This is a genomic window from Paraburkholderia dinghuensis, from assembly GCF_003837865.1.
Lineage (GTDB): Bacteria > Pseudomonadota > Gammaproteobacteria > Burkholderiales > Burkholderiaceae > Paraburkholderia > Paraburkholderia dinghuensis.
Window position 1 is genome coordinate 1 of sequence record NZ_RQIS01000002.1, and the last position, 16,805, is coordinate 16,805.

Consider the following 16,805-nt stretch of genomic DNA (forward strand, 5'->3'; position numbering starts at 1 on the left):
ACAGGACCGTGAAACAACTCCACGCCGATGATAGTGCGGATTGCCCGTGTGAAAGTAGGTAATCGTCAGGCTCCTTATGCTGCAAGTCCAAACCCCGGCCTCTCCGAAAGAGAGCCGGGGTTTCGGCGTTTACGCGCGCTCAAACGCTTCAGGAACGGCTTGCCCGGGCGCAGGACCGTAGCGGGCACACACCCCGGCCCAGGCCCGGGACGCTGACCCGGCAGGTCGCGCCGTGAATCCCACCAAAAAAAACCGTCCCGAAGGACGGCTTTTTTAATTCGCTAAACTACCCACACTGCATCAGTGCGACACCCTCTCAGCCGCTGTCGATGCGATTTCCGACGCCGACAAATCGTTTGCTTAGCCGGCGAACTGCTCCTGCGTTAATTCTTCGAGTAGCGCCATATCCCGAGCGATGACCTCCGGGAGATGCGCACGCAGAAACTCCACCCACGTCTTCGTCTTGGCATCGACGAACTTGCGTGACGGATAGAGCGCGTACACGTTCGTCTTGTGCAACTTGTGCTGCGGCAGCACGCGCACGAGGGTCCCGTTGCGCAACCCTTCGATCGCTGCGTATACCGGCAGGACGCCGATCCCCATGCCTTCGCGAATTGCGACCGCAAGCGATTCCGCAATGTTCACCTGCACCGGCCCGTCGACGTGCATCTCCACACTGCCTTCTGGTCCTTCGAGCGTCCATTCGTGCGCCGGAGATGCCGGAGTCTTCAGTATCAGACAGTCATGGTGCGCGAGGTCTGCGGGCGTGCGTGGGGAGCCGTGCATATGCACATAATCCGGTGACGCGCACAGGATGCTGTAGGTCGACCCCAACTGATGTGAAACCAGTTCGGAATTCGGTAGTGACGAAGCCGTCACAACCGATACGTCGCTGCTGCCCTCGAACAGGTCAGGCATGTTTTGCGAGAGGGTCAGGTCCACTGTTACTTCGGAATGCAGCGCGCGATAGCGTGAAATGGCCGGCAGTACGTATTGTTGCCCGATGCTGGCGAAGCTATGCATGCGTAGCGCGCCAGCAGGCCGTTCGTGAGCACAACTCGCTTCTTCTTCGGCGCAGTCGACGTCGGCAAGAATCTGTGTGCAGCGTACGAGATACCGTTCCCCAGCGGGCGTCAGCGCGAGGCGGCGCGTCGAACGATTGAGCAGCCGCGTGCGCAGATGCGCCTCCAGTTCCGACACGGCGCGTGACATCGCGCCGGTCGTGGAATTAAGCGACTGGGCTGCTGCGGTGAAACTGCCAGCTTCGACGACGCGGACGAATACCCGCATGTTTTGTAGCGTATCCATCAAACCTTCTTGTTCGGCACAGAAACCATATTGTCCGCCGCACAAACCTCGACATTGTTGAGTGATCTGGAAGGCACGTTACCGGTCGATGCCATTAATTCACCCGGATGACGCTCCTACAATCGGCGCATCAATCTCTGTCTGCGCAAGCAGCATTCTTCATTACAGCCCGAGCGTAGTGCACCTTTCATGAGTGGCCACCAAGCGATTCATCGAGCGTTCGATTCACCTCGCAGTGCGAAGGTGTTTTGGCGCGCTGCGAGGCGCGCACTGCGCGACTGGCCGTCCGCGGAAGGTGCGATCTGGCTGCATCTTCTGAAGACAGTCATGGCGGGCCTGCTCGCGATGGGCATTGCGATGCTACTCGACTTGCCGCAGCCGCGTATTGCGATGACCACGGTGTTCGTGTTGATGCAGCCGCTTTCGGGCATGGTGTTCGCGAAGAGCGTGTACCGGATCGTCGGAACGGTCGTCGGGATGATCGCGGCGGTCGTGCTCGGGGCCGTATTTGTCCAGCAGCCCGAACTTTACATTCTCGGCATGACCGGATGGGTGGCCGCCTGTACTGCGGCTGCCATGAGGAATCGACATTTTCGCTGGTACGCTTTCGTGCTCGCGGGCTACACCGCCGCACTCATCGGCATTCCGTTCGTGACGCAGCCCAACGGGCTCTTTCTCGCGGCACTCGGACGTGGGGCTGAAGTGGCAGTCGGCATTCTCTGTTCGGGGATGGTCAGCGCCGTGATCGTGCCCCAGCAGACCGGTGCGCTGCTCGAGCGAACGTTGCGCACACGGTATGTCAATTTTACTGCGTTTGCCTCCGGCGTGCTGTTGGGCGGGTTGGAGCGCCGTGCGTTCGAAGGGCGTTTTGCGGGTCTCGTCGACGATGTAGTCGGTTTCGAGGCGACGCGTGCGTTCTCGTTTTTCGAAGATCCGACGATGCGTTCGCGCAGTCAGCTGCTTGCGCGTCTGAACAGCGAGTTCATGGACGCGTGTGCGCGTTTGCATGCTCTGCGCCAGTTACTCAAGCGCGTGCATCGCAATACCGCCGCGATAGCGCCGCTATTACCCCGGTTCGCTGAACTTGCGGCATTGCTCGCACAGGGGCAGCGTCGCAACGAGAGCGATCGTACCTGGGTGCTGCGTCTGGCCGATGCACTGGAGACATGGCAGCGAACCTTGCCGAGGGATGTGCGCGAGGCACGGCGCCCGCTCGAAGCGGCGTTGCCCGAAGCGCTGCAGGACTTCGATACCTCGGCCGAACTCTTGTACCGGTTCACGACCGAGATCGTCTGCTACAGCCGCACCTACGCATCGGTCATGCACCCGGCGCTCACGCCGGAGCCGCCCGCTACGCACTACGTGCCACGCACGAGCTGGTACGTCGTCGTGTTTACGTTCGTGCGCACCGCGGTGGTGATGTCGGCGATCGGATGGTTCTGGGTCGAGACCGACTGGCCGAGCGGCGGCATGGCGATGATCGCTGCGGCGCTGACCTGTGCGCTCACGTCGTCGGCATCGAACGCGACGCGTCTCGCCGTGCAGATGGCCGTCGGCGCCATCTGTGCTGCGATCGTGGGTTATCTCTTTATTTGCTACGTGTACCCGAACGTCGACGGCTTTCCGCTGCTCTGCGCGGCGCTTGCGCCAGTGTTGGCGGTCGGTGCCTTTCTGGCCACACGGGCGCGCATCGCCGGCTACGGTGTGGGTTTCTCGGTGTTCTTCTGCCTGCTTGCGGGCCCCGACAACGTGATCGCCTACACACCCGATCTGCTGATCAACAACGGCATTGCGATCGTCACGACGATGCTGTTCGCAGCGCTCGTGTTCGCGGTGTTGTTTCCTGCTCACACGAAATGGTTGATCGAGCGCATGTGTGGCGAACTGCGCGGCCAGGTCGTGATCGCGTGCAGGGATGAACTGCATGGGCTCGGTCAGCGATTCCAGTCGGGCACACACGACCTGATGCATCAGCTGCGCCTGCTGTTGAACGGCAGGCAGCACGAGCATCGGCGGGCGCTGCGCTGGATGCTGCTCACGCTCGAAGTCGGGCACGCGATGGTTGATTTGCGTCAGGAGGCAAACACGGCAACCTGGCTGGCCGAACTCGATGCGCGCTGGGAGCCAGCCTTTGCACGCGTGCAAGCCGATATCGCCGGGCTGTTCGAGAACCCCGACGTACAGATGGTTGATCGCGCATTGATATCGGTGCGTTCCGCGACATGGGTGGCCCAGGAGTTGCACGATGTCGTCCGCCACGAACGTGATCGCCGTCATAACGTGGACAGGCTTCTGAGCTATCTCCATTTCATCAGGAGCGCGCTGCTTGATCGCGATGGACCGCTCGGTACGCTAGCGCGGCGTCGGCCGCGTGTCGACGGGCAATTGTGCAAGGCGGCTTGAATGGTTTGGGCAAAAGTTCCGCCTAATTGTGTCTGGTTTTGGAAGGGTCCCTTCCAACCTGACGTGTTAATCAAATTGACGCGGGGTCATATATTCGGGCTGCTACCAGCGCAGCACCCGCGTGTACTGGAGAGAAGGATGAAGTACGTGAAGATCGCTGTTCTGGCTTGTTCGTTGTTCGCGGCGGCTGCGGCCCAGGCGCAAAACGAGGCTCCAGCAGCGAGCGTTCCTCCGCAGGGGACGCAAACCGCAGCTTCGCACGCTGTGGCGACACCTTCCCAAGGCGAAAACTCCAAGCCGGCGCGCAAAGATGATTGCGTCGGCCCCGCAGGTTTCTGCATCACTTACTTCGGTAGCTGAACTTGACGGCGCGCCGACATTGTGACCGCGCAGGCTGGCTTTTTGCCGCGACATCTTCATAAAAGGCGTCGCGGCGTTTGTACATGAGGGCGCGTGCCGTATATCCCGGTCGCGCACCGCTACGACCGCCGCCTGAGCAAGATCCCAAAAATAGCATTGGCGGACGGGCATTTCTGGAGACTTGGATGTACGAAGATCGTATTCGTTGTGCCGCACTGCGCGGAAAGATCACCACGGCCAAAGAGGCGGCCCAGCTTGTGCGCAATGGCATGCGTGTTGGCGCGAGCGGCTTTACGCGCGCGGGCGACACGAAGGCTGTGCCCATCGAACTGGCACGCCGGGCGCGAGAAGAAAAAGAGCCGCTGCGCATTACGTTGATGACGGGCGCGTCGCTCGGTCATGATGTGGATCGTCTGCTCACGGAAGCGGGCGTGCTCGAGCGCCGTCTGCCGTTCCAGGTCGACACCACGTTGCGCAAGGCCATCAATCGCGGCGAAGTGATGTTCGTCGACCAGCACCTGTCCGAAACAGTCGAAATGCTGCGCGCGAATCTGCTCGGCAAGCTGGACCTCGCAATCATCGAGGCCGCCGCTATCACGGAATCGGGTGGCATCGTGCCCACCACGTCGGTCGGTAATTCGGCCAGCTTCGCGATCCTCGCGGAGAAGGTGATCGTCGAAATCAACCTCGCGCAGCCTCTCGGGCTCGAAGGTTTGCACGACATCTGGATTCCGGGCCGTCGTCCGCATCGCGAACCGCTGCCGATCATGAGTCCGGAGGACCGCGTCGGTTCGTTCACGATCGACATCCCGCCGGAAAAGATCGCAGCCATCGTCATCACCGACCAGCCGGACAGCCCGTCGACGGTGCTGCCCGCCGACGAAGAGACGGCGCGCATCGCTGGACACCTCATCGAGTTCCTCAAGCACGAAGTCAAGCATGGCCGCATGAACGCGCAACTGCCGCCGCTTCAGGCCGGCATCGGCACGATCGCGAACGCGGTGCTCTCGGGATTTGTGGATTCGCCGTTCGAAGCGCTCACGATGTACTCGGAAGTGCTGCAGGACTCCACGTTCGATCTCATCGACGCGGGCAAGATGGTGTTCGCGTCCGGCGCGTCGATGACGCTCTCCGCGACGCGTCAGGAGCAGGTGCTCTCCGAACTCGACCGCTATCGCGACAAGCTCGTACTGCGTCCGCAGGAAGTCAGCAATCATCCGGAAGTGATTCGCCGTCTCGGCCTGATCGCGCTGAACACCGCGCTCGAATGCGACATCTACGGCAACGTGAATTCGACGCACGTGGGTGGCACGCACATGATGAACGGCATCGGTGGTTCGGGTGACTTCTCGCGCAATGCTTCGTGCGCGATTTTCGCAACGAAGGCCATTGCCAAGGATGGTTGCATTTCGAGCATCGTGCCGATGGTGCCGCACGTCGACCACAACGAGCACGATGTGGACGTGATCGTGACGGAGCAGGGTCTCGCAGACCTGCGCGGTCTCGCACCGCGCGAGCGCGCGACGCTCATTATCGATCACTGCACGCATCCGCTCTATCGCGACGTTCTGCGCGACTACTATCGCGACGCGCTCAAGCACGGCGGTCAGACACCGCACGATCTTGCGAACGTGTTCGCGATGCATCTGCGCTACAACGCGACGGGCTCGATGTTGCCCGAGGGCGCAGTCGGTAACGTAGCGAACGCTTGACGTTTCAGATACGCAACGTAGACGAATGAAAAAAACGGGCGTGCCGGTAACGGCACGCCCGTTTTGCTTTTGTGGCACGCACTTGCTGCGTGCCAGAGCTATGCACGTCGGAACAGCCGGATGATAAAGAGCAGAATCACCGCCCCTATGATGGCCGTAATGATCGAGCTGATCCAGCCGCCACCAACGGAGATTCCGAGGACTCCCGCAAGCCATCCGCCGATGAATGCACCGACAATCCCTACGATGATATCGACGATCAATCCGAAGCCGCCGCCCTTGACGAGCACGCCGGCGAGCCAGCCCGCGATTGCACCGATGATGAGCCAGGCGATAAGGCCGTGTTGCATGGTTGAGCACTCCTCTTGTTGGCGTGAAAGATCCACGGTGAGTGCAGCTTAGACCAAGGCCGGGGGAGCGTCCACGTTAAGCGGCGAGAATTGACACTTATTAAACTCAGCGGCGCATCGTTCAATGAAACGCAATAATCTGGAAGCCAGAACGTAAGAAAACACTTCGGCGTTTCATTCCGGCGCGACCTCGGTTTCCGCGGCGGTCCAGCTCACGCTCGATACGCCTTTTTCCATGCTGAGCCGGCTCGCCATCAGTTCGAGCTTCGACTGGTATTTCGGATGCAGCCGCATAGTCGCGGTCACGCGCAACCGTGGCGGGTCGCCGGGCAAATCTTCGCTGGTCAGGCTTTGGAAGGAGAGCGGTGTCGAGTACAGTGAATTGGAGAGGACGGTACGGATATGGATTTCGTCCTCTTCGCGGCAGACCACTGTGAGCACGTACTGGCGCACGAGATCGGCAGCCGACACGGGGGTCGCGTTGATCATGCGGCTCACCTCGCGTAGCACGGTATTGATGACCAATACGATGACCGTGCCTGCCACCGCCGGGCCGTAATGGCCCGCGCCGCATAGCACCCCGACTGCCGCCGCGCACCACAGTGTCGCCGCGGTGTTGATCCCCTGGATCGACCCTTTCTCACGCATGATCACGCCGCCGCCAAGGAAGCCGACCCCCGAAACCACATAGGCCGCGATCTGCGTGATGCCGGATGTGCCGTTCCCCGTCAACACGCCGAGCGTCACGAACAGGCAAGCGCCGCTCGCCACCAGCGTGATCGTGCGCAGGCCCGCCGTGCGCTGGCGAATCTGGCGTTCCAGACCGATGGCGACGCCGCACGCGAACGCCGCGAGCAGGCGCAGGGTGAATTCGATAGTCATTGTCTTGTCATGGAAGCAGCAGCTTTGCAGCCGCGCGGGCAATGGCAAAGCGTTGCACTGGGGCCGCCGGGAATGATATGTGGCGTGATCCGGTTAACCAAGCTGTCGGCACTGCCATTTGGAGGTCAGCGTTTGGCCACGGGTTTTCCCTCACACTAAAGGCGTTCGTGCGTCGCTGAGCAAGTCGGATTGAAAGGAAAGGAGCAATTGATGGATACGCTGCGCAATATGCGGATCTTCGTGAGAGTGGTGGAGTCCGGCAGTTTCACGCGTGCTGCCTCGAGCGAGACCATGACGACTGCGCAGGTCTCGCGCGCGGTCACAGACCTGGAGTCGCGTCTGCGTGCGCGGCTTCTGAACCGCACCACGCGGCGCATGTCGCTGACGGAGGCTGGCGAGCGCTATCTGGAAAGCTGCAAACGCATACTCGCCGACATCGAGCAGGCCGAGGCTCAAGCCGCGGCAGCGCTTGCGAATCCCGTGGGCAAGCTGCGCGTCTATGGCGGCACGAGCTTCGGACAGCACTATGTCATGCCGCTGATTGCGCGATACCAGAAGCATTTGCCTGAAGTGTCGGTCGACCTGACGATCGCGCAGGAGATGCCCGATATCATCGAGGAAGGCTTCGATGTGGCGGTGGTCGTGGCATCCGAACTCGACGATTCCGCGCTGATTTCCCAGCATCTTGGCAGCACGGCCGCCATTCTGTGTGCCTCGCCGGACTACCTGCGTACGCGTGGCGTGCCGCACTCGTTCGACGATCTCGATGGCCACACCTGCCTGCATCTCACCGATGCGAGTCTTCCGGCGTGTCACTGGATCTCCGAAGGGCCGCACGGCGAGACGTTCCGCCATACCGCGGTGACACCGTTCCAGGTCAACAATCCCGAGGCGCTCGCACTGGCGATTCGCGAAGGCATGGGTATCGGGCCACTGCCGGTTCCGGTGGCATTGCCCGGCCTTGCCGACGGCTCGCTCGTGCGTGTCTTGCCGACTCATCGTCTGCAGAAATTGAACATCTATGCGCTCTATGCGTCCCGCCGTTATGTGGACGCGAAGATTCGCACCTTCGTCGACTTCCTGCGCGAGAAGGTCCCGCTCGTACTCGCCGAGCAAGAGGCCGCGTTGAGCGCGTGCGATGCCGAGGCACCGCGCAGGCGCCTCGCCGCTCCCTTGCGCGTACGGGGCACGCGCGAACTGGAGCGGCTGCAGCTCGTGAACTGAGGCGGGCGGTTGACGTAGTTGCCACGCGCCGCGCGAGGACGGTTGATTGTTTTCTTCGGCGCCCGTTTGCGGCGTCCGGGCGCTGATTGGTCCGCGTGTTTAGCGGGTCCGTCCCCAGCCTGACAATTTCGCCATATTGGCGCCACCAGAGCGCCACCCCCGTTGCCTATCATTCGGCACCGCCCCGGAAATGCGTCCGGGGCAGTGTCCTTCGCCGGAAGTCTTTCAAGCCTGTCTGAAGCAGTCGTATGTGGATTGTCAATCTCGCCCTGAAGCGTCCGTACACGTTCATCGTGATGGCCATCATGATCGTGCTGGCCACGCCGTTCGCCCTGATGTCGATGGCGACAGACGTGTTACCGAACATCAACATCCCGGTCATCAGCATCATCTGGTCGTATACCGGGCTTTCCGCGAAGGATGTCGCGGGCCGCATCACGTCGGTCAACGAGCGCGGCCTCACCACCACGGTCAGTAACATCGAGCACATCGAGTCGCAGTCGCTGCCCGGCATCGCCGTCATCAAGCTCTTTTTGCAGCCCGGTGCGAGCCTGCAGACCGCGATCGCGCAGACGGTCGCGTCGGAGCAGGCGCAGCTCAGACAGATGCCGCCGGGCGCTACGCCGCCGCTCGTCATCAGCTACTCGGCGTCCAGCATTCCGGTGATCCAGCTCGGCCTCTCCAGCAGGATGATGAGCGAGCAGGCGCTGGGCGACGTCGCGCTGAATTTTCTGCGCCCGCAACTCATCACGATTCCGGGCGCACAGGTGCCGTATCCGTACGGCGGCAAGTCGCGCGTGATTTCGGTCGATATCGACACGCGCGCGCTCATCTCGAAGGGGCTCACGCCCAGCGATATCGTCAACGCGGTCAACACGCAGAACCTGATCCTGCCGACCGGCACGGCAAAACTGGGGCCGACCGAATATCGCGTGGATACCAACGCGTCGCCGGAAACGATCGCGGGCTTGAACCGCATTCCGGTGCAGACGGTCAACGGGGCGACCACGTACCTCGGCGACGTCGCGCACGTGCGCGACGGCTTCACACCACAGACCAACGTGGTGCGCCAGGACGGCACGCGCGGTGTACTGATCTCGATTCTCAAGAGCGGCGACGCCTCCACGCTGCAGGTGGTGAACGACCTGAAGGCGCTGTTGCCAAAGGTACGCGACACGTTGCCCGCCGACCTCGTCATCAAGCCGCTCTTCGACCAGTCGATCTTCGTTGCGGCCGCCGTGCAGGGCGTGGTGCGCGAGGCGCTGATCGCCGCCGCGCTCACCGCCGCGATGATCCTGCTCTTCCTCGGCAACTGGCGCAGCACGCTCATCATCGCGGTATCGATTCCGTTGTCGATTCTCGCGTCGCTGCTGGCGCTCTACGCGCTTGGCGAGACGATCAACATCATGACGCTGGGCGGACTCGCACTCGCGGTGGGCATTCTCGTGGACGATGCGACCGTGACGATCGAGAACATCGAGCGTCACCTTCACCTGGGCGCGAACCTGCACGACGGCATTCTCGAAGGGGCGGGCGAGATCGCCGTGCCCGCGCTCGTCTCGACGATCTGCATTTGCATCGTGTTCGTGCCGATGTTCTTCCTCACGGGCGTCGCGCGTTTCCTGTTCGTGCCGCTCGCCGAGGCGGTGGTGTTCGCGATGATCGCGTCGTACATCCTCTCGCGTACGCTCGTGCCGACGCTCGCCATGCTGCTGTTCACGCATGGCGGGCCGGATATCGGCCACCCGCACGCGGGCCCGGCACGCTCGCCGTTCGCTCGTATTCACGAGCGCTTTAACCATGCGTTCGAACGCGTGCGCGCGAACTACATTGCATTACTGAGCTTGTTGCTTGCGCGACGGCGCCTGTTCGGCAGTGCATTTCTCGCGTTCTGTCTGCTATCGCTCGTGCTGGTCTTTTTCCTCGGCCGCGACTTCTTCCCGTCCGTCGATGCGGGCAACATTCGCCTGCATATGCGCGCGCCGACCGGCTATCGCATCGAGGAAACCGCGCGTCTCGCGGATGAAGTCGAACGGACAATACGCGAGGTCGTGCCGCCGGACCAGCTGGAAACGATCGTCGATAACCTCGGTTTGCCGTACAGCGGCATCAACCTTTCGTACAGCAATGCAGGGACGATCGGCACGCTCGACGGCGAAATCCAGATCGCGCTCAAGCCCGATCACGACCCGTCACGCATCTATATCGACAAGCTGCGTGAACTGCTGCCACAGCGTTTCCCCGGTGTGGAGTTCTTTTTTCAACCTGCGGACATCATCACGCAGATCCTGAACTTCGGGCAGCCCGCCGCGATTGACGTGCAAGTGATCGGCGCGAATCTCGATCAGGACATGGCGGTTGCAGGCCATCTGCTCAAAGCGGTGCGCCAGATGCCTGGCGCCGTCGACGCGCGTATCCAGCAACGCAACGACGAACCGGCGCTGATGCTCGCGATGGACCGCACGCGCATGCAGCAGTTGAGCCTGAGCCCGCAGAACGTCGCGCAGAACGTACTGATCGCGCTGTCCGGGAGTTCGCAGACTTCGCCCGCGTTCTGGGTGAGCCCGCAGAACGGCGTCGAGTATCCGGTCACCGTGCAGACACCGCAGTATCGCGAAGCCTCCGTGAACGCGGTGATGGGCACACCGGTCTCGGCGCGGCCCAATGCGCCGCTGCAACTCGTCAGCAACCTCGTGCAGTTGCAGCCGCACGTAGGGCCCGCGATCGTCACGCACTACAACATCCGGCCCGTGATCGACCTGCTCGTCAGCGTGGAGGGCAGCGACCTCGGCTCGGTGGGTTCGCGCATCGACGGTCTCATCAAGTCCGCCCAGGCGAGCGTGCCGCGCGGCACGACGATCACGATGCGCGGACAGATCGACACCATGCGCTCGTCGTACATCGGTCTCGGCGTGGGCATCGCCATGGCCATCGTGCTCGTGTATCTGCTGATCGTCGTGAATTTCCAGTCGTGGGCCGATCCGCTCATCATCATCAGCGCGCTGCCGGCGGCGCTCGCGGGCATCGCGTGGATGTTGTTCATCACCGGCACACATCTGAGCGTGCCCGCGCTGACCGGCGCGATCATGACCGTCGGCGTCGCGACGGCGAACAGTATTCTCGTCGTGGCGTTCGCGCGGCAGCGCCTCGCCGCAGGCGTGTCCCCGCTCGCGGCGGCGCTCGAAGCCGGCGCGACGCGGATCCGCCCCGTGCTGATGACCGCGTTCGCCATGATGATCGGCATGGTGCCGATGGCACTCGGCCTGGGCGAGGGCGCCGAACAAAACGCGCCACTGGGTCGCGCAGTGATCGGCGGCCTGCTGTTTGCCACGGTTTCCACTCTACTTTTCGTTCCGCTGATGTTCGCGACCGTGCACGGCCACCTCGCGCGCCGCGCCGCCGCGAAGCGCGAACGCGAGGCAAACCGCGGTCGCCACTGAAGCGGGACATTACGCAATCCGGTTACGTTTATTCTGGTCGATGACATGGAAGAACCTCATCATCATTCATCCCTCGACATCGCCGTGGGCGGTGGACAGCACGGCATGGATCTGCCCGGTCGACATCAGGCGGGCAAGCGCGCGCGGCTGGCGGTGATCGCCGTTGCGTTGCTGCTCGCAGCGGGCGCGGCTCGCACGATCGTCTCGAATCTGCAGAACGCGCATCATCTCGCCGACGTCACGAAGCGCAACGCAACGCAATACGTCAGCGTCGTGCAACCGGTCGCCGCCGGGTCGGACGGACGCATCGTACTGCCAGGTAGTTTGCGTGGCTTTGTCGAGGCGCCGATCTTTTCGCGCGCAAACGGCTATGTGCTGCACTGGTATGCCGACATCGGCGCGCACGTGCAGCAGGGTCAGTTGCTCGCCCAGATCGATACGCCCGAGATCGATCAGGAACTCGCGCAGGCGCAGGCACAGCGCGATCAGACTGCTTCGACGCTCGCGCTCGCCAGGACGTCCTTCGATCGCGCACAGCAATTGCGGCAGCGCGATGCGGTTTCGCAGCAGGAACTCGACGATCGCCAGGGCGCGTACAACCAGGACGTCGCGAGTCTGGCTGCCGCCGATGCCAACGTGCGCAGGCTAACGGAAATGAAGGGCTTCCAGCGTATCGTCGCGCCTATCACGGGCGTCATCACGCAGCGCAACGTCGATATCGGCGACCTCGTGAACGCGGGCAACGGCGGTTCGGGTCGCGCGCTCTTCGCCATTGCGCAGTCGGACCCGTTGCGGCTTTACGTCGACGTGCCGCAGACCTACGCGCATCAGGTCGCGGTGGGTCAGCAAGTGAGCGTCACACAGCAGGAGATGCCGGGTGTGACGTTCGCGGGCACGGTCACGCGCACGTCGCAGGCAATCGACGTCGCGACGCGCACGCTGCAAGTGGAAATCACGCTGCCGAATCCTGACGGCAAACTCCTGCCGGGCGCATACGTCGAGGCGGCGCTCAAGACCGATTCGACGGGCCTCTTGAGCGTGCCGGGCAACACGTTGCTCTTCCGCGCGGAAGGTCCGCACCTCGCCGTCGTGGGGGCGAACGGGAAAGTGAAGCTCAAGCGCGTCGAGATCGCGCAGGATCTTGGACAGACGCTTGTGATCGGGCATGGACTCGACGCGGCGGATCGCGTGGTGCTGAACCCGAGCGATTCGATCGCCGATGGTGACAGCGTTACCGTGGTTACGCCGGGTCCGAACGCGCCAGGCAGCGCCGGCGCAGCAGCGAAGCGGAGCACGACTTGAAAGCGGTGTGCAAAGCGAAGGCGCACCTCGGCGCACCCGTTCGCGGCAGCCTTGCAGCGCTCGCCGCGATCGGTCTCACGGCCTGCACGGTCGGCCCCGATTACCGTGCGCCGCAGACGGAAAGTCCGGCGGCGTGGCGCGTCGATCCAGCCGATGCGTACTGGCGAGCGGCACAGCCCTCGCACGCGCCGCTCGATCCGCAATGGTGGAAGGCGTTCGACGACGCGCAACTGAACGACCTCGAACAGCAGGCGCTAGCCGAAAACCAGACGCTTCGCATCGCCGCCGCGCACTACGCGCAGGCGCGCGCGACGCTGGCTTCGGTGTCGTCGCAACAGGCGCCGCAAGTCGCGCTCGATGCGAGCGCTGCACGCGAGCGCGTCTCGGCGAACCGTCCGCAAATGAGCTACGCGACACCGAATATGTCGACGGTGCAGAACGATCTGAAAATCGGCCCCACTGCCAGCTACGAGCTGGATCTGTTCGGGCGCATCCGGCGCATGGTCGAATCGGCGCAGGCATCGACGCAGCAGGCCGGCGACGATCTCGCAAACGCGCGCCTCGTCCTCACTGCCGAACTCGCGACCGATTATTTCGCGCTGCGCGAACTCGACGACGAAATCGACGTGGTGAACCGCTCCGTGGGATTGCAGCAGAAGGCGCTCGATTTCGTGAACGCGCAGCACGATCTCGGCGCTGTGTCGGGGCTCAATGTATTGCAGCAAAAGGCGCAACTCTCGGCGACGAAGACCCAGGTGCACTTGCTGGAGAATCAGCGTCAGCAGGACGAGCACGCCATCGCCCTGCTGATCGGCAAGGCCGCGCCCGTGTTCGCGATTGCGCCGATCGTCACGCCGCTGCCGGTGCCGGCGCTGCCCGCGGGCCTGCCGAGCGAACTGCTGCAGCGGCGGCCGGATGTCGCCTCCGCCGAGCGCGCGATGGCAGCGGCCAACGCGCAGATCGGCGTGGCGCGCTCGGCGTACTTCCCGGATGTCACGCTTTCGCCCAGTATCGGTTGGGAATCGACGCGTTTCGCCAATCTGTTCAGCGTACCGAGCCTCATGTGGTCGCTTGGCGCGACAGCGGGAGAAGTGCTGTTCGACGGTGGCAAGCGTGCAGCAGGCGTCGATTTTGCACAGGCTGGCTACGAGTCGGCACAGGCCACGTACCGGCAGACCGTGCTGACCGCGTTCCAGGAGGTTCAGAATGCGGTGACGGGCCTCTCGGTGCTGGACCGCGCATCGGGCGATGGGCAGGCGGCCGTGGACGACGCGCGCCAGTCATTCGAACTCGCGAACGCACGCTACCAGGGCGGGCTCGTCGCGTTCATCGACGTGCTGAATGCCGAGCAGCAATTACTTGCCAGCGAGCGTCAGGAAGTGCAGATTCATGGTCAGCAGGTGGCTATCGTGGTTTTTCTGGCGAAGGCGCTCGGCGGCGGCTGGAGTGTTGACGTGCGCGCGCTGGCGGCGGGGGTTCGGAGTTCGAACGTAAGCGCAGCGAACGTAAAGGCGGGCGCAAACGACACAGCGGATACCGCAACGCGCGATGCCTCGCTGGCTGCGGCGCTCGAATCGCGCTAGCGCGCGGGGCGTTCTGGCCATCGCCGTTGCGTGAGGCAAATGCGTGACGCACACCTGCATGCGCAAGCAGACACAAGCGGCCGCGCGAAGAGGAGGAATGGGCATGAAGGTATTGGTTATCGAAGACGAGCGCAAGGTCGTGGACTACCTGCGCAGCGGGTTGAGCGAGCAGGGCTGGATCGTCGATGTCGCGCTGGACGGTGAGGAAGGCGCGTGGATGGCCACGGAGTACGACTTCGATGTGATCGTGCTCGATGTGATGCTGCCGAAGCTCGACGGGTTCGGCGTGCTCAGCGCGGTGCGTGCGAAGAAGGACACGCCGGTCATCATGCTGACTGCGCGCGATCGTGTCGACGATCGCGTGCACGGTCTGCGCGACGGCGCCGACGACTATCTGACGAAGCCATTCTCGTTCCTCGAACTCGTCGAGCGGCTGCGCGCGCTAACGCGCCGCGCGCGTGCGCAGGAGTCGACGTTGATTTCGGTGGGCGATCTGCAGGTGGACCTCATCAGCCGACGCGCGACACGCGACGGCGTGCGGCTCGATCTCACGGCGAAGGAGTTTCAGTTGCTGTCCGTGCTGGCACGGCGACGTGGCGAAATTCTCTCGAAGACGCTCATTACGGAACTCGTCTGGGACGTGAACTTCGAGAGCAACGCGAACGTCGTCGAAACTGCGATCAAGCGCTTGCGCGCGAAGCTCGACGGCCCGCACGCTGGGAAGCTGCTGCACACGATTCGCGGAATGGGCTACGTGCTCGAAGTGCGCGAGGACGGAGGCCAGGCATCATGAAACGCTCGATTTCGCTGCGGCTTTCGGCGATGTTCGCAGCGGTGTCGCTCGTCGTGTTCACGCTCACGGGGACGGGCCTGTTCCTGTTGATGAAGAATCAGCTTTTCAACGAGGCGCGCGAGACACTCGATACACGCGCGCGTATCGCGACGCTGATCGTGGCGCACGCGCCCGACGTGAAAAAGTGGGCGTTCGTGCAGGAGAAGCTGCGCGACCTGTCTCCCGCCGACAGCCGCATGCATTACTACGTCGAGGGACCCGATCCACGTTTTCGCTTTGGCACACCGATCGTCGGCGAGGTGGTCGACACCATGGGCGCGAATCACCAGCGCGTGCGGCCGCCCGGCAGCGACTTCGACGTGCTCATGACGAGCTTCATGGTGCCCGCCAGCGGCGACCGGCCCGAGGTGAGGCTCGTCGTCGCGAGCGACTGCGAGCGCACGCAACTGATGCTGAGGCGATTCGGCATCGTGCTTGGATTGCTGATCGCGATGTCCACGATCGCGGTCGCGCTCCTGAGCCGCGTGGTCACCCGATTCGGCCTTGCGCCGCTCACGCGGCTCTCGCGCGAGGCGGCGCAAGTGAGTCCGTCGAACCGGCGGCAGCGCCTGCGCACGGACGAACTGCCCGAGGAACTGCACGAACTGGCGAGTTCCTTCAACGGCGCGCTCGAGCGGCTCGACAAGTCGTACGGACGCCTCGAATCGTTCAACGCCGACGTGGCCCACGAACTGCGCACGCCGGTCAGCATCCTGATCGGACAGACGCAGGTTGCGCTCACGCGAGACCGCTCGGTGCTGCAACTTCGCCAGACGCTTCAATCGAATCTGGAGGAGTTCGAACGATTGCGCGTGATCGTCAACGACATGCTGTTCCTCTCGCGCAGCGATCGGGGAGAGCGCGCGACGGATCTCGCCGAGGTGTCACTGCGTTCGGAAGTGGAACGCATGCTGGAATTCCTGGAAATGCCGCTCGAAGAAGCGCTACTACACGTCGAGGTGCAAGGCGATGCGCGTGCATGGGTCAACACATCGCTGATCGGGCGCGCGGTGAGCAATCTTTTCGTCAACGCCATTCAGCATTCGGCGCCTGGCATGACGCTGCAGGCGACCATCGCGCCGCAGGACGGCCATGTCGAAATCGCCGTGTCGAATCCGGGTGAGCCGCTCGATCCGGTCGTGCGAGAGCACATTTTCGACCGCTTTTACCGCATCCAGGAGGCACGTTCGAACAGCCACGAGAATCACGGGCTCGGTTTGTCGATCGTGAAAGCGGTCGCTGAAATGCATGGCGGCACGGTGTTCGTGCGCAGCGCGAACGGCGTCAATACGTTTGGCTTCTCCGTGGCCGTCGACGGCACGCCGGTAGCCGCGGCGTTCGAGTCGGAAAAGGAGCACCGCGGGCGCGCGGGACTGCCGTTGCACGTCTCGCCGTGACGCACGCGGGCG

12 protein-coding genes are annotated in these 16,805 nt (G+C 63.1%); 9 read left to right on the top strand and 3 right to left on the bottom strand.

What is annotated here, in order from left to right:
• Window positions 1–360 precede the first annotated feature (360 nt).
• A complete protein-coding gene (locus D1Y85_RS02965; RefSeq protein ID WP_124149557.1) occupies window positions 361–1,308 on the bottom strand; it encodes a LysR family transcriptional regulator in 948 nt (315 codons plus the stop codon).
• A gap of 189 nt (window positions 1,309–1,497) precedes the next feature.
• Between D1Y85_RS02965 and D1Y85_RS02970 the strand changes: the two genes are divergently transcribed.
• The 3 genes from D1Y85_RS02970 to scpC all read left to right on the top strand — a co-directional run bounded on the left by D1Y85_RS02970 (window position 1,498) and on the right by scpC (window position 5,783).
• Window positions 1,498–3,711: an FUSC family protein gene (locus tag D1Y85_RS02970; protein WP_124149558.1), complete on the top strand. Its 2,214-nt coding sequence runs from the start codon at window positions 1,498–1,500 to the stop codon at window positions 3,709–3,711.
• A 138-nt stretch (window positions 3,712–3,849) separates the two neighbouring features.
• A complete protein-coding gene (locus tag D1Y85_RS02975; protein ID WP_124149559.1) occupies window positions 3,850–4,071 on the top strand; it encodes a hypothetical protein in 222 nt (73 codons plus the stop codon).
• A 185-nt stretch (window positions 4,072–4,256) separates the two neighbouring features.
• Window positions 4,257–5,783 (top strand): succinyl-CoA:acetate CoA-transferase ScpC, encoded by a 1,527-nt coding sequence (gene scpC, locus D1Y85_RS02980; protein ID WP_124149560.1) that lies wholly within the window; start codon window positions 4,257–4,259, stop codon window positions 5,781–5,783.
• Window positions 5,784–5,881: 98 nt separating this feature from the next.
• Here the strand turns inward: scpC and D1Y85_RS02985 are convergent, their stop codons facing one another.
• Window positions 5,882–6,133: a GlsB/YeaQ/YmgE family stress response membrane protein gene (locus D1Y85_RS02985; protein ID WP_124149561.1), complete on the bottom strand. Its 252-nt coding sequence runs from the start codon at window positions 6,131–6,133 to the stop codon at window positions 5,882–5,884.
• Window positions 6,134–6,307: 174 nt separating this feature from the next.
• Complete coding sequence (locus tag D1Y85_RS02990; RefSeq protein ID WP_124149848.1) at window positions 6,308–7,015, bottom strand: MgtC/SapB family protein; 708 nt, start codon at window positions 7,013–7,015, stop codon at window positions 6,308–6,310.
• Between the two features lie 210 nt (window positions 7,016–7,225).
• Here D1Y85_RS02990 and D1Y85_RS02995 point away from each other — a divergent pair, with 210 nt between their 5' ends.
• From D1Y85_RS02995 to D1Y85_RS03020, 6 genes are all read left to right on the top strand, one after another.
• Entirely contained in the window at window positions 7,226–8,239 is a 1,014-nt protein-coding gene (locus tag D1Y85_RS02995) for a LysR family transcriptional regulator (protein ID WP_124149562.1), read from the top strand.
• Window positions 8,240–8,487: 248 nt separating this feature from the next.
• On the top strand, window positions 8,488–11,679 hold the full coding sequence (locus tag D1Y85_RS03000) for an efflux RND transporter permease subunit (RefSeq protein WP_124149563.1): 3,192 nt from the start codon (window positions 8,488–8,490) through the stop codon (window positions 11,677–11,679).
• 45 nt (window positions 11,680–11,724) lie between these two features.
• Window positions 11,725–12,981 carry an efflux RND transporter periplasmic adaptor subunit gene (locus tag D1Y85_RS03005; protein WP_124149564.1) on the top strand — a complete coding sequence of 419 codons (1,257 nt, stop codon included), beginning with the start codon at window positions 11,725–11,727 and terminating at the stop codon, window positions 12,979–12,981.
• 5 nt (window positions 12,982–12,986) lie between these two features.
• Window positions 12,987–14,564 carry an efflux transporter outer membrane subunit gene (locus D1Y85_RS03010; protein WP_124149849.1) on the top strand — a complete coding sequence of 526 codons (1,578 nt, stop codon included), beginning with the start codon at window positions 12,987–12,989 and terminating at the stop codon, window positions 14,562–14,564.
• Between the two features lie 103 nt (window positions 14,565–14,667).
• A complete protein-coding gene (locus D1Y85_RS03015) occupies window positions 14,668–15,357 on the top strand; it encodes a heavy metal response regulator transcription factor (RefSeq protein ID WP_124149565.1) in 690 nt (229 codons plus the stop codon).
• Complete coding sequence (locus tag D1Y85_RS03020; protein WP_124149566.1) at window positions 15,354–16,793, top strand: heavy metal sensor histidine kinase; 1,440 nt, start codon at window positions 15,354–15,356, stop codon at window positions 16,791–16,793. The genes D1Y85_RS03015 and D1Y85_RS03020 overlap by 4 nt, the downstream gene beginning before the upstream one ends.
• Window positions 16,794–16,805: the final 12 nt, after the last annotated feature.